Source organism: Streptomyces sp. SCA2-17 (assembly GCF_044336695.1).
The window spans coordinates 602,516-616,466 of sequence record NZ_CP117521.1 but is presented as its reverse complement, the minus strand read 5'-3'; the positions used below and the strand labels follow the sequence as shown (position 1 = coordinate 616,466).

General features: G+C 65.0%; 8 protein-coding genes and 3 rRNA genes. 10 read left to right on the top strand and 1 reads right to left on the bottom strand.

All coding sequences use genetic code 11. The features are described 5' to 3' along the window. Positions 1-88: 88 nt before the first annotated feature. Positions 89-538, bottom strand: a complete 450-nt coding sequence (locus tag PS271_RS02670; RefSeq protein ID WP_398379730.1) for a PTS sugar transporter subunit IIA — start codon at positions 536-538, stop codon at positions 89-91. 601 nt (positions 539-1,139) lie between these two features. On the opposite strand from PS271_RS02670, the gene PS271_RS02665 reads away from it, so the two are divergent. The 10 genes from PS271_RS02665 to ftsR all read left to right on the top strand — a co-directional run bounded on the left by PS271_RS02665 (position 1,140) and on the right by ftsR (position 13,946). Continuing rightward, positions 1,140-2,663, top strand: a 16S ribosomal RNA gene (locus PS271_RS02665). Between the two features lie 277 nt (positions 2,664-2,940). Continuing rightward, positions 2,941-6,061 (top strand): 23S ribosomal RNA (locus tag PS271_RS02660). A gap of 76 nt (positions 6,062-6,137) precedes the next feature. Then, a 5S ribosomal RNA gene (gene rrf, locus PS271_RS02655) occupies positions 6,138-6,254 on the top strand. Together the 16S, 23S and 5S rRNA genes form the textbook arrangement of a ribosomal RNA operon. Before the next feature lie 200 nt (positions 6,255-6,454). Next, on the top strand, positions 6,455-7,045 hold the full coding sequence (clsA, locus tag PS271_RS02650) for a cardiolipin synthase ClsA (protein WP_194962552.1): 591 nt from the start codon (positions 6,455-6,457) through the stop codon (positions 7,043-7,045). A 100-nt stretch (positions 7,046-7,145) separates the two neighbouring features. Continuing rightward, positions 7,146-9,641 (top strand): sugar phosphate nucleotidyltransferase, encoded by a 2,496-nt coding sequence (locus PS271_RS02645; RefSeq protein WP_398379728.1) that lies wholly within the window; start codon positions 7,146-7,148, stop codon positions 9,639-9,641. A gap of 131 nt (positions 9,642-9,772) precedes the next feature. Next, entirely contained in the window at positions 9,773-10,693 is a 921-nt protein-coding gene (locus tag PS271_RS02640) for a DUF881 domain-containing protein (protein ID WP_398379726.1), read from the top strand. Further along, positions 10,690-11,022: a small basic family protein gene (locus tag PS271_RS02635; RefSeq protein ID WP_030364457.1), complete on the top strand. Its 333-nt coding sequence runs from the start codon at positions 10,690-10,692 to the stop codon at positions 11,020-11,022. Before PS271_RS02640 ends, PS271_RS02635 begins: the two co-directional genes overlap by 4 nt. A 5-nt stretch (positions 11,023-11,027) precedes the next feature. Beyond that, positions 11,028-12,122, top strand: a complete 1,095-nt coding sequence (locus tag PS271_RS02630) for a DUF881 domain-containing protein (RefSeq protein WP_398379724.1) — start codon at positions 11,028-11,030, stop codon at positions 12,120-12,122. A 106-nt stretch (positions 12,123-12,228) separates the two neighbouring features. Continuing rightward, complete coding sequence (locus tag PS271_RS02625; protein WP_120758424.1) at positions 12,229-13,092, top strand: FHA domain-containing protein; 864 nt, start codon at positions 12,229-12,231, stop codon at positions 13,090-13,092. Positions 13,093-13,133: 41 nt separating this feature from the next. Then, on the top strand, positions 13,134-13,946 hold the full coding sequence (ftsR, locus tag PS271_RS02620) for a transcriptional regulator FtsR (protein WP_398379721.1): 813 nt from the start codon (positions 13,134-13,136) through the stop codon (positions 13,944-13,946). Positions 13,947-13,951 lie beyond the last annotated feature (5 nt).

Sequence of the window (13,951 nt, the reverse complement as noted above, 5' to 3'; positions counted from 1 at the left end):
ACACCCGTCTCCGGTTGATGCGGCGGCGACCGCGCCGCCGCGGTTGGATGTCGTACGTGCCGCTCCCCTTCTCAGGGAGCGGTATCGGCTACTGCCAGCTGAAGAGCTGGTCGCCGGCCTTGACGTCGCCGTCCTCGCGGACGTCGCCGAGCGAGTCGGCGATCGCCTCGAGCGCGACGATCGGGCAGACCGGCGACTTGCCGGCGGCCTCGACGGCGACCGGGTTCCAGCGCACGACCTCCTGGCCGCGGGTCACGGTGTCACCCTTGTTCACGAGCAGCTCGAAGCCCTCGCCGTTGAGCTGGACGGTGTCGATGCCGAGGTGCGTCAGCACGCCGTGGCCCTCGGCGTCGACGACGACGAACGCGTGCGGGTGCAGCGAGACGATGACACCGTCAACGGGGGAGACCGCGGCGTGCGGCTCACGGACGGGGTCGACGGCGGTACCGGGTCCCACCATCGCGCCGGAGAAGACCGGATCGGGCACTGCCGCGAGTCCGATGGCGCGTCCGGCGATCGGGGACGACACGGTGGTCATGGGAAGCCTCCCAGGTGGAGATTCGTCACGCGCCGTCACTACCTGTCCTGGACGGCGCACTGATCGGAAGCCTAAGTCATAGGAACTGAGGATTCCGCACGAGTGAAGAGGGCCCCGCCGTGTGCGGTGCGTAATCGATTTGCCTCGGGTGAGGAGGGCATGTACTGTCAGATCCCTGCCCACGACCGAGGCCCGCAGTCAACTGCCGGCGAGGTGGGGGCAGCACCCCATCAGAAGTGATCCAATCTTGGTTCTGCTGCTGTGTGTCCGTATGCCTTCTGGGTGTACAGGCGGAAAACAGAGCGGTAAGAGAGCGGAAAAACTCCTGATAGAGTGTGAAGCACAGAAGGGAAGCGCCCGGAGGAAAGCCCGAGAGGGTGAGTACAAAGGAAGCGTCCGTTCCTTGAGAACTCAACAGCGTGCCAAAAGTCAACGCCAGACTATAAAATACCCCGTCTCCGGTCATCTTTGATCGGGACGCGGTTCCTTTGAAAAGTTCTTCCTCTAGAGGAAGGCACACAGCGAGGACGCTGTGAACGACCGGGACTATTCCTCCTGGTTGTTCCGCTCTCGTGGTGTATGACCCGATTACGGGTAAACATTCACGGAGAGTTTGATCCTGGCTCAGGACGAACGCTGGCGGCGTGCTTAACACATGCAAGTCGAACGATGAAACCCTTCGGGGTGGATTAGTGGCGAACGGGTGAGTAACACGTGGGCAATCTGCCCTGCACTCTGGGACAAGCCCTGGAAACGGGGTCTAATACCGGATATGACCTTTGAAGGCATCTTCAAAGGTGGAAAGCTCCGGCGGTGCAGGATGAGCCCGCGGCCTATCAGCTTGTTGGTGGGGTGATGGCCTACCAAGGCGACGACGGGTAGCCGGCCTGAGAGGGCGACCGGCCACACTGGGACTGAGACACGGCCCAGACTCCTACGGGAGGCAGCAGTGGGGAATATTGCACAATGGGCGAAAGCCTGATGCAGCGACGCCGCGTGAGGGATGACGGCCTTCGGGTTGTAAACCTCTTTCAGCAGGGAAGAAGCGAAAGTGACGGTACCTGCAGAAGAAGCGCCGGCTAACTACGTGCCAGCAGCCGCGGTAATACGTAGGGCGCAAGCGTTGTCCGGAATTATTGGGCGTAAAGAGCTCGTAGGCGGCTTGTCACGTCGGATGTGAAAGCCCGGGGCTTAACCCCGGGTCTGCATTCGATACGGGCAGGCTAGAGTTCGGTAGGGGAGATCGGAATTCCTGGTGTAGCGGTGAAATGCGCAGATATCAGGAGGAACACCGGTGGCGAAGGCGGATCTCTGGGCCGATACTGACGCTGAGGAGCGAAAGCGTGGGGAGCGAACAGGATTAGATACCCTGGTAGTCCACGCCGTAAACGTTGGGAACTAGGTGTGGGCGACATTCCACGTCGTCCGTGCCGCAGCTAACGCATTAAGTTCCCCGCCTGGGGAGTACGGCCGCAAGGCTAAAACTCAAAGGAATTGACGGGGGCCCGCACAAGCAGCGGAGCATGTGGCTTAATTCGACGCAACGCGAAGAACCTTACCAAGGCTTGACATACACCGGAAACGGCCAGAGATGGTCGCCCCCTTGTGGTCGGTGTACAGGTGGTGCATGGCTGTCGTCAGCTCGTGTCGTGAGATGTTGGGTTAAGTCCCGCAACGAGCGCAACCCTTGTCCTGTGTTGCCAGCATGCCCTTCGGGGTGATGGGGACTCACAGGAGACTGCCGGGGTCAACTCGGAGGAAGGTGGGGACGACGTCAAGTCATCATGCCCCTTATGTCTTGGGCTGCACACGTGCTACAATGGCCGGTACAATGAGCTGCGATACCGTGAGGTGGAGCGAATCTCAAAAAGCCGGTCTCAGTTCGGATTGGGGTCTGCAACTCGACCCCATGAAGTTGGAGTTGCTAGTAATCGCAGATCAGCATTGCTGCGGTGAATACGTTCCCGGGCCTTGTACACACCGCCCGTCACGTCACGAAAGTCGGTAACACCCGAAGCCGGTGGCCCAACCCTTGTGGAGGGAGCCGTCGAAGGTGGGACTGGCGATTGGGACGAAGTCGTAACAAGGTAGCCGTACCGGAAGGTGCGGCTGGATCACCTCCTTTCTAAGGAGCATATAGCCGACTGCAAGCGAATGACTTGCACGGTTGCTCATGGGTGGAACGTTGACTATTCGGCACAGTTCAGGATCTCCCTGTTAGTACTGCTTCGGCGTGGAACACAGAGAGTGAGTGGCTGGGCCGGGCACGCTGTTGGGTGTCTGAGGGTACGAGCGTTGCTCGTCCTTCTTGACGCCGGCCCCAGTGAACTCGGCATGTAGGTGTCGGGGTGATGGGTGGCTGGTCGTTGCTTGAGAACTGCACAGTGGACGCGAGCATCTGTGGCCAAGTTTTTAAGGGCGCACGGTGGATGCCTTGGCACCAGGAACCGATGAAGGACGTGGGAGGCCGCGATAGGCCCCGGGGAGCTGTCAACCGAGCTTTGATCCGGGGGTGTCCGAATGGGGAAACCCGGCAGTCGTCATGGGCTGTCACCCGCTGCTGAACACATAGGCAGTGTGGAGGGAACGCGGGGAAGTGAAACATCTCAGTACCCGCAGGAAGAGAAAACAACCGTGATTCCGGGAGTAGTGGCGAGCGAAACCGGATGAGGCCAAACCGTATGTGTGTGATACCCGGCAGGGGTTGCGCATGCGGGGTTGTGGGATCTCTTTTTCATAGTCTGCCGGCTGTGAGACGAGTCAGAAACCGTTGGTGTAGGCGAAGGACATGCGAAAGGTCCGGCGTAGAGGGTAAGACCCCCGTAGCTGAAACATCAACGGCTCGTTTAAGAGACACCCAAGTAGCACGGGGCCCGAGAAATCCCGTGTGAATCTGGCGGGACCACCCGTTAAGCCTAAATATTCCCTGGTGACCGATAGCGGATAGTACCGTGAGGGAATGGTGAAAAGTACCGCGGGAGCGGAGTGAAATAGTACCTGAAACCGTGTGCCTACAAGCCGTAGGAGCGTCGCTTGCAAGCTTGCTTGCAAGTCGTGACTGCGTGCCTTTTGAAGAATGAGCCTGCGAGTTTGCGGTGTGTTGCGAGGTTAACCCGTGTGGGGAAGCCGTAGCGAAAGCGAGTCCGAATAGGGCGATTGAGTAGCGCGCCCAAGACCCGAAGCGGAGTGATCTAGCCATGGGCAGGTTGAAGCGGAGGTAAGACTTCGTGGAGGACCGAACCCACCAGGGTTGAAAACCTGGGGGATGACCTGTGGTTAGGGGTGAAAGGCCAATCAAACTCCGTGATAGCTGGTTCTCCCCGAAATGCATTTAGGTGCAGCGTCGTGTGTTTCTTGCCGGAGGTAGAGCACTGGATAGGCGATGGGCCCTACCGGGTTACTGACCTTAGCCAAACTCCGAATGCCGGTAAGTGAGAGCGCGGCAGTGAGACTGTGGGGGATAAGCTCCATGGTCGAGAGGGAAACAGCCCAGAGCATCGACTAAGGCCCCTAAGCGTACGCTAAGTGGGAAAGGATGTGGAGTCGCAGAGACAACCAGGAGGTTGGCTTAGAAGCAGCCACCCTTGAAAGAGTGCGTAATAGCTCACTGGTCAAGTGATTCCGCGCCGACAATGTAGCGGGGCTCAAGCGTACCGCCGAAGTCGTGTCATTGCAGCATGAGGGCCAACGCCCGCTGTGATGGGTAGGGGAGCGTCGTGTGCCGGGTGAAGCAGCCGCGGAAGCGAGTTGTGGACGGTTCACGAGTGAGAATGCAGGCATGAGTAGCGATACACACGTGGGAAACGTGTGCGCCGATTGACTAAGGGTTCCTGGGTCAAGCTGATCTGCCCAGGGTAAGTCGGGACCTAAGGCGAGGCCGACAGGCGTAGTCGATGGACAACCGGTTGATATTCCGGTACCCGCTTTGAAACGCCCAATATCGAATCAGGCGATGCTAAGTCCGTGAAGCCGTTCTGGATCCTTCGGGTGAAGGAAAGTGGTGGAGCCGACGACCCAGACTTGTAGTAGGTAAGCGATGGGGTGACGCAGGAAGGTAGTCCAGCCCGGGCGGTGGTAGTCCCGGGGTAAGGGTGTAGGGCGCTGTCTAGGCAAATCCGGACAGCATGAAGCCTGAGACCTGATGCCGAGCCGATTGTGGTGAAGTGGATGATCCTATGCTGTCGAGAAAAGCCTCTAGCGAGTTTCATGGCGGCCCGTACCCTAAACCGACTCAGGTGGTCAGGTAGAGAATACCGAGGCGTTCGGGTGAACTATGGTTAAGGAACTCGGCAAAATGCCCCCGTAACTTCGGGAGAAGGGGGGCCACAACCGGTGATGAGTCTTGCACTCTGAGCTGGGGGTGGCCGCAGAGACCAGCGAGAAGCGACTGTTTACTAAAAACACAGGTCCGTGCGAAGCCGTAAGGCGATGTATACGGACTGACGCCTGCCCGGTGCTGGAACGTTAAGGGGACCGGTTAGCTTGGATTCGTTCAGGCGAAGCTGAGAACTTAAGCGCCAGTAAACGGCGGTGGTAACTATAACCATCCTAAGGTAGCGAAATTCCTTGTCGGGTAAGTTCCGACCTGCACGAATGGCGTAACGACTTCTCGACTGTCTCAACCATAGGCCCGGTGAAATTGCACTACGAGTAAAGATGCTCGTTTCGCGCAGCAGGACGGAAAGACCCCGGGACCTTTACTATAGCTTGATATTGGTGTTCGGTTCGGCTTGTGTAGGATAGGTGGGAGACTGTGAAGTCATGGCGCCAGCCATGGTGGAGTCGTCGTTGAAATACCACTCTGGTCGTGCTGGATGTCTAACCTGGGTCCGTGATCCGGATCAGGGACAGTGTCTGGTGGGTAGTTTAACTGGGGCGGTTGCCTCCTAAAGAGTAACGGAGGCGCCCAAAGGTTCCCTCAGCCTGGTTGGCAATCAGGTGTTGAGTGTAAGTGCACAAGGGAGCTTGACTGTGAGACCGACGGGTCGAGCAGGGACGAAAGTCGGGACTAGTGATCCGGCGGTGGCTTGTGGAAGCGCCGTCGCTCAACGGATAAAAGGTACCCCGGGGATAACAGGCTGATCTTCCCCAAGAGTCCATATCGACGGGATGGTTTGGCACCTCGATGTCGGCTCGTCGCATCCTGGGGCTGGAGTCGGTCCCAAGGGTTGGGCTGTTCGCCCATTAAAGCGGTACGCGAGCTGGGTTTAGAACGTCGTGAGACAGTTCGGTCCCTATCCGCTGTGCGCGTAGGAGTCTTGAGAAGGGCTGTCCCTAGTACGAGAGGACCGGGACGGACGAACCTCTGGTGTGCCAGTTGTCCTGCCAAGGGCATGGCTGGTTGGCTACGTTCGGGAGGGATAACCGCTGAAAGCATCTAAGCGGGAAGCCTGCTTCGAGATGAGGACTCCCACCCACTTGATGGGGTAAGGCTCCCAGTAGACGACTGGGTTGATAGGCCAGGTGTGGAAGACCGGTAACGGTTGGAGCTGACTGGTACTAATAGGCCGAGGGCTTGTCCTCAGTTGCTCGCGTCCACTGTGTTAGTTCTGAAGTAACGAACTCGCCAATATCCGGCTGGAGTTCAATTTCATAGTGTTTCGGTGGTCATAGCGTTAGGGAAACGCCCGGTTACATTCCGAACCCGGAAGCTAAGCCTTTCAGCGCCGATGGTACTGCATGGGGGACCGTGTGGGAGAGTAGGACGCCGCCGAACAATTTTTAGAGAAAGCCCTGGTGGGAACCTTAGAGTTCCTGCCAGGGCTTTTTCGCGTTTCCTGGGGCGTTTCTTCAGGGCATTTATCCAGGATATTTCCCGGCTTCCCCGGCTCCGCCCCGCCCCTCGCCGCACCCGCCCCGCACCGGAGGGTAAGGTCAGGGGGTATCGTTCGCATATTTCCCACAGGAGGCCCCCGGGTGGAGGTCCAGGAGACGCGAGTCCAGACCGACCGCGTCCTCACCATCCCGAACATCCTCAGCATGGCGCGCCTGGTCGGCGTCCCGCTCTTCCTGTGGCTGATTCTCCAGAAGCACGACGGATGGGCGCTCCTCGTCCTGGCCCTCAGCGGCGTCAGTGACTACCTCGACGGAAAGCTCGCCCGCCGCTGGAACCAGATCAGCAGCCTCGGCCGGCTGCTCGATCCGGCCGCCGACCGGCTCTACATCCTTTCCACCCTCGTCGGCCTGACATGGCGTGAGATCCTTCCGCTCTGGCTGACCCTCGCCCTGCTCGCCCGCGAGGCGATGCTGCTGGTCATGGTGTGGATCCTGAGGCGCCACGGCTATCCGCCGCCGCAGGTGAACTTCCTCGGCAAGGCCGCGACGTTCAACCTGATGTACGCGTTCCCGTTGCTGCTTCTCAGTGACGGACACGGCTGGTTGCCGTCACTTGCCGCGATTTTCGGATGGGCGTTCGCCGGATGGGGTACAACCCTCTATTGGTGGGCAGGGATCCTCTATGTGGTCCAGGTCCGCCGCTTGGTCAAGGCGGACGCCACGGCCGACTGAGCCCGCCGCAGACCCCGGCCAACTCCGGCCGTCCCGGGCGTGAAGTCGGCATGACCGTAGTTCGGCATGACCGTCGTCTCGCAAGGAGGACGTTTCCGACATGAAGGCCGTCGTGATGGCCGGTGGTGAAGGCACCCGCCTTCGCCCCATGACCTCGAGCATGCCCAAGCCGCTCCTGCCGGTCGCCAACCGGCCGATCATGGAGCATGTGCTGCGACTGCTCAAGCGGCACGGACTCACCGAGACCGTAGTGACGGTGCAGTTCCTCGCCTCCCTCGTCAAGAACTACTTCGGGGACGGCGAGGAGCTGGGCATGGAGCTCACCTATGCCAACGAGGAAAAGCCACTCGGCACCGCGGGGAGCGTCAAGAACGCCGAGGAGGCGCTCAAGGACGACGCCTTCCTGGTGATCTCCGGAGACGCCCTCACCGATTTCGACCTGACCGACCTGATCCGTTTCCACAAGGAGAAGGGCGCCCTCGTCACCGTCTGCCTCACCCGCGTTCCCAACCCCCTGGAATTCGGCATCACCATCGTCGACGAGAGCGGCAAGGTCGACCGCTTCCTCGAGAAGCCCACCTGGGGCCAGGTCTTCTCCGACACCGTGAACACGGGCATCTACGTCATGGAGCCCGAAGTCTTCGACTATGTCCAGGCCGATGTCCCCGTCGACTGGTCCGGTGATGTCTTCCCCCAGCTGATGAAGGAAGGCAAGCCTGTCTACGGCTATATCGCCGAGGGCTACTGGGAGGACGTCGGCACCCACGAGAGCTACGTCAAGGCCCAGGCCGACGTGCTCGAAGGCAGAGTCGACGTCGACATAGACGGATTCGAGATCTCGCCCGGTGTGTGGGTCGCCGAAGGGGCCGAGGTCCACTCCGACGCCACGCTCCGCGGGCCGCTCTACATCGGCGACTACGCCAAGGTCGAAGCCGGCGCCGAGATCCGCGAGCACACCGTCGTCGGCTCCAACGTCGTCGTCAAAAGCGGAGCCTTTTTGCACAAGGCCGTCGTCCACGACAACGTCTACATCGGCCAGCAGAGCAACCTCCGCGGCTGCGTCATCGGCAAGAACACCGACATCATGCGCGCCTCCCGCATCGAGGACGGCGCCGTCATCGGCGACGAGTGCCTGGTCGGTGAGGAATCGATTATTCAGGGCAACGTCCGCGTCTACCCGTTCAAGACCATCGAGGCCGGCGCGTTCGTCAACACCTCGGTGATCTGGGAGTCCCGCGGCCAGGCCCACCTCTTCGGCGCGCGCGGCGTGTCCGGCATCCTCAACGTGGAGATCACGCCCGAGCTCGCGGTGCGGCTCGCCGGCGCGTACGCCACGACGCTCAAGAAGGGCTCCACCGTCACCACGGCGCGTGACCACTCCCGCGGTGCGCGGGCGCTCAAGCGCGCGGTGATCTCCGCGCTGCAAGCCAGCGCCATAGACGTACGGGACCTGGAGAACGTCCCGCTGCCGGTGGCCCGCCAGCAGACGGCCCGCGGCAGCGCCGGCGGCATCATGATCCGTACGACGCCGGGCGTGCCGGACTCCGTCGACATCATGTTCTTCGACGAGCGCGGCGCCGACCTCTCGCAGGCCGGGCAGCGCAAACTCGACCGGGTCTACGCCCGCCAGGAGTACCGCCGGGCCTTCCCCGGGGAGATCGGCGACCTCTCCTTCCCCTCCAGCGTCTACGACTCGTACGCGGGTTCGCTGCTGCGGTCCGTGGACACCAGCGGCGTCGCCGAGGCCGGGCTGAAGGTCGTGGTGGACGCGGCGCACGGCAGCGCCGGCCTCGTCCTGCCCAGCCTGCTCGGCCGGCTCGGGGTGGAGGCGTTCACCATCAACCCGGGGCTCGACGAGTCCCGGCCCACCGAGACCGCGGACGACCGGCGCTCCGGCCTGGTGCGGCTCGGGGAGATCGTGGCGTCGGCCCGGGCCGCCTTCGGCGTCCGCTTCGACCCGGTGGGCGAGCGGATCTCGCTGGTCGACGAGCGCGGCCGGATCGTGGAGGACGACCGGGCCCTGCTCGTCCTGCTCGACCTGGTTGCCGCCGAGCGGCGCAGCGGCAAGGTCGCCCTGCCGGTGACCACCACCCGCATCGCCGAGCAGGTGGCGGCGTACCACGGGACCCAGGTGGAGTGGACCACGACCTCGCCCGACGACCTGACCAGGGTCGGCCGCGCGGACACCACGATCTTCGGTGGGGACGGGCGCGGCGGCTTCATCGTCCCCGAGTCCACCAGCGTCTTCGACGGGACGGCCGCGTTCGTCCGGCTCATCGGCCTGGTGGCGCGCACTCAGCTCACGCTCAGCCAGATAGACGCCCGCATCCCCCGCGCCCACGTGCTGCGTCGCGACCTGCCGACGCCGTGGGCCGTGAAGGGGCTCGTGATGCGGTCCGTGGTCGAGGCGGCCGGGGACCGGCACGTGGACACGACCGACGGGGTGCGGGTCGTGGAGGCCGACGGGCGCTGGGTCATGGTGCTGCCGGACCCGGCCGAGGCGGTGACGCACCTGTGGGCCGAGGGGCCCGACGACGCCTCGGCGCAGGCCCTGCTCGACGAGTGGTCGGCGGTCGTGGACGGCGCCGGGCGCTGACCGCGGACGCCGGGTCAGGACCCGGCGGGCGTCGTCTCCTTGGGGCCGGACCGGTGCCGGAGTGATCCTGCGTCCGGCGCGCCGGTGGGGCCATTGGGAGACGGCGCCCCCGACGTGCGACGATGTGCGGCATGTCGCAGCAGCCCCCCGATCGGAGCACGCCCCCGGCGCCGCCGCGCCCCGACGCCTCCATGTCGCTGCTGACCAATGTGATGGACCACAGCCTCGACGACGGCTACGCCGAGGCGGCGGCCCGGCGCGGGACGGAGGACGGCAGCAGGCTGCCGAGCCCGCTGCGGGCCAAGCTGGGTCTCGCGGCCGCCCTGCTGCTGGCCGCGGTGGTGGTGACGCTGGGGGCCGCGCAGGCGCAGATATCGGCGCCGACGCTGGCCAAGGAGCGCCAGCAGCTCATCGACCGCATCGAACGGGAGACCTCGGCGGCCGACACGCTGCAGAAGAACGTCGACACCCTGCGGGACGCCGTCGGCACCAAGCAGCGTGACGTCCTGAAGCACGGCGGGGACAGGGCCGACCTGGTGGCGCTGCTCGCGGGCGCGACCGCCGTGCAGGGCCCCGGCGTCAAGCTGGTCGTGGACGACGCCAAGCAGACGAAGCAGGGCGGTGGCGGCGGGCCGCGTGAGAGCAGCGGTTTCTCCGACACGGGCCGGGTACGCGACCGTGACATGCAGCGGATCGTCAACGGCCTGTGGCAGTCCGGGGCCGAGGCTGTCTCGGTCAACGGGCAGCGGCTGACGGCGCTGTCGGCGATCAGGGCCGCCGGTGACGCCATACTGGTGGACAACAGGCCGCTGGTGCCGCCGTACACGGTGCTCGCGATCGGTGACGGGCAGAAGTTCGCCGACGCCTTCCAGCGCAGCGCCGACGGGCTGTACCTGCGTGCTCTGCAGCAGAAATACGGGGTCCGCTACAGCATTTCCGCTCAGGGAGAGGTCCGGCTGCCCGCCGCGCCGAGCCTGATCGTACGCACCGCACAGCCGCAGGAGGGTGGCGCGGCCGGCCGCGCCACCGACACAGGGAAGGGCACATCGTGATCGCCGTTTTGGGCCTCGTCGTGGGAGTCGTGGTCGGACTTGTCGTCCGTCCCGTGGTGCCGACGGTGGTCGAGCCCTACCTTCCCATCGCCGTCGTGGCGGCGCTCGACGCGGTGTTCGGCGGCCTCCGGGCGATGCTGGACGGGATCTTCGACGACAAGGTGTTCGTCGTCTCCTTCCTGTCCAACGTGGTCGTGGCGGCGCTCATCGTCTTCCTGGGCGACAAGCTCGGGGTCGGGGCCCAGCTCTCGACCGGTGTCGTGGTCGTCCTGGGCATCCGCATCTTCTCCAACGCGGCCGCGATCCGTCGGCACGTCTTCCGGGCGTGAGGCCGATGAGCAGCGACGGCAACGCGCCCGACGAGAACCAGGCCGGGGAGCCGGATTCCGCGCGGGAGCGGACGCCGGCCGAAGAGCCGAAGAAAGCCGCGAAGTCTGGTAAGGCCGAGAAGGCCGGTAAGGATGAAAAGGCCGAGAAGGCCGGTAGGGCCGAAGAGCCCGAAAGGCCCCGCACGCCTGCGGGGCCGCCCGAGTCCGGTGAAACCGGCAAGGGTGGCAAGGGCCGCAGGCCGGAGAAACCGGAGAAGCCGGAGAAACCCGTAGGGCCCGGGCCGGTTCCCGCCCCTGACGGCGCGTCCGCGTCGGAGGGTGCCGCCGCTCCCGGCCCCGTACCCGAGCCCACTCCCGCGCCTCCGCCCGCCGCCGCGCCCGTGACGGGCCGTCAGCGCCTGCTGAACAGTCTCTGGCCGCCGCGGCTGACGCGGGCCCAGCTCACCGTCGCGGTGCTGCTGTGCGTCCTGGGGCTGGGTCTGGCCATCCAGGTCCGGTCGACCAGCGACAACAGCGCGCTGCGCGGCGCCCGGCAGGAGGATCTCGTGCGGATCCTGGACGAACTCGACAACCGCACCAAGCGGCTGGAGGACGAGAAGCGGCGCCTGGAGAACCAGCGCACCGAGCTCGAGAGCAGCTCCAACCAGGCCGCTGAGGCCCGCAAGCAGACCGCGCAGAAGGAGCAGCAGCTGGGCGTGCTCGCGGGCACGGTGGGGGCGCAGGGGCCGGGGATCGAGCTCACGGTGAGCGACCCCAAGGGTCTGGTCGAGGCCGACAAGCTGCTGGACGCCATCCAGGAGCTGCGGGCCGCGGGTGCCGAGGCGATCCAGATCAACGACGTTCGCGTGGCCGCCAACACGTACTTCTCGGGCGCGGCGGGCCGGGTGGAGATCGACGGCAAGAAGGTCTCGCAGCCCTACCGGTTCAAGGTGATCGGCAAGCCGCAGGACCTGGAGCCCGCGCTCAACATTCCTGGTGGCGTGGTGCAGACGCTGGAGAAGGAGCAGGCGGGCGTGGCGGTCCAGCGGTCTGAGAAGATCGTTGTGGACGCCTTGCGCCCGGCGAAGCGGCCTGACTACGCTCGGTCGTCATCGCAGTGAGGCGGGTGGCCGGGCCGGCTTCGGAGGGAGGCCACGAGGTTGCGGGGGGTCGGCGCACCAAGTCGAGGGTGCGTGGTGGAAACTGTCTGTTGACCACGGACGTTGTATGGATGTCCGGGTCGGACGGTGTGTGCATCGAGGGTTTGTCCTGCCCCACGGGCGGGTCTGTTTCGGTCAAGGGGAATCGCCCGTGAAGTTGTTTGCGAAGTTGTTCGGCAAGAGCGCACGCCAGGACGGCGGCAGCGCCCGCCACCGCGCGTCGCGCCACGGTGAGGGCGGTCAGGGCCAGGAGGGCGCGCGCGAAGAGCGGCCGCTGTTCCGCGACGAGACGGCGGCCCCGGGTGGAGACATTCCGGGCGGGTCGGCTGTTGACCCTGCTGCCACCGGGCGCATAGGTTTCGGGGCACCAGCGACCTCGAGCGCGCATGGAGGGTCTGCCTTGCCGGTTTGTACGAGGTGCGGCCACCGGAACGGCGAGGGAAGCCGGTTCTGCTCCAATTGCGGCGCCCCGCTGCGGCCGGGTGCCGTGGCCGAGCGCGCCTCGGAGACGACCTCGACCATCTCCATCTCCGGTCTCGAGGCGTACGACTCCGAGACCACCGGCCAGACGCCGATCCCGTCGCTCTCCCCGGAGGCCCAGGCGGCCGTCGACGCGCTGCCGCTGGGCTCGGCCCTGCTGGTGGTCCGGCGCGGGCCGAACTCCGGCAGCCGGTTCCTGCTGGACGGCGAGATCACCACGGCGGGCCGGCACCCGCAGAGCGACATCTTCCTGGACGATGTCACGGTCTCCCGCCGGCACGTGGAGTTCCGCAGAGGCCAGGACGGCAGCTTCACCGTTTCCGACGTCGGCAGCCTCAACGGCACGTACGTCAACCGCGAGCGGATCGACTCGGTGTCGCTCAACAGTGGCGACGAGGTCCAGATCGGCAAGTACCGGCTGGTCTTCTACGGCAGCCAGCGGGGCATCTGACCCTCCCCGGACCACGTCCGGGGGGACCCCAAGGAAGGGCCATGCTTCGAACACCGTCGGGCGGTGCCGGGTCTCCCGGTGCCGCCGGCGCGGAAGGACGGCTGGTGAGCATCGGCACGGTGCTCAACCTGCTCCGCGAGGAGTTCCCCGAGGTCACCATCTCCAAGATTCGTTTCCTGGAGGCGGAGGGCCTGGTGGAGCCGCAGCGCACGCCGTCCGGATACCGCAAGTTCAGCACGGAGGACGTGGAGCGGCTCGGTCGCGTGCTGCGCATGCAGCGCGATCACTATCTCCCTCTGCGGGTCATCAAGGAGCACCTGGAGGCCCGGGCCCGGGGCGAGACGCCGCAGTTGCCCGCGCCCGCGAAGCCGCGTGACGCCGCGCTCGTGGCCGCCGACGGCCGGATCGGCGGGCCGCCCGGCGCCGCCGGTGCCGTTGGCGATGCCACCGATGCCGACGGCGTGGAGCCGGGCGCGTCCGCCCCGCCCCCGCGGCTCGGCCGGGAAGAACTTCTGAGTGCCACCGGTGTCACGGAGGGTGACCTGGCGGAGTGGGAGTCGTACGGTCTGGTCGCCCCCCACCCGGACGGCGGATTCGACGCGGATGCGGTGGCTGTCGCGCGCCTCGTGGCCGACCTGGGCCGTTTCGGCCTGGAGCCGCGCCACCTGCGCGTCATGAAGGCCGCCGCGGACCGCCAGGCCGGCCTGGTCGAACAGGTGGTCGCACCCCTGCGGCGGCACCGCAATCCGCAGACCAGGGCGCATGCCGAGGCCACCACGCGCGAGCTGGCCACGCTGTCCGTGCGCCTGCACGCGGCGCTCGTGCAGGCCGCCCTGCACGCGGGCTCGCACTGAGCGGC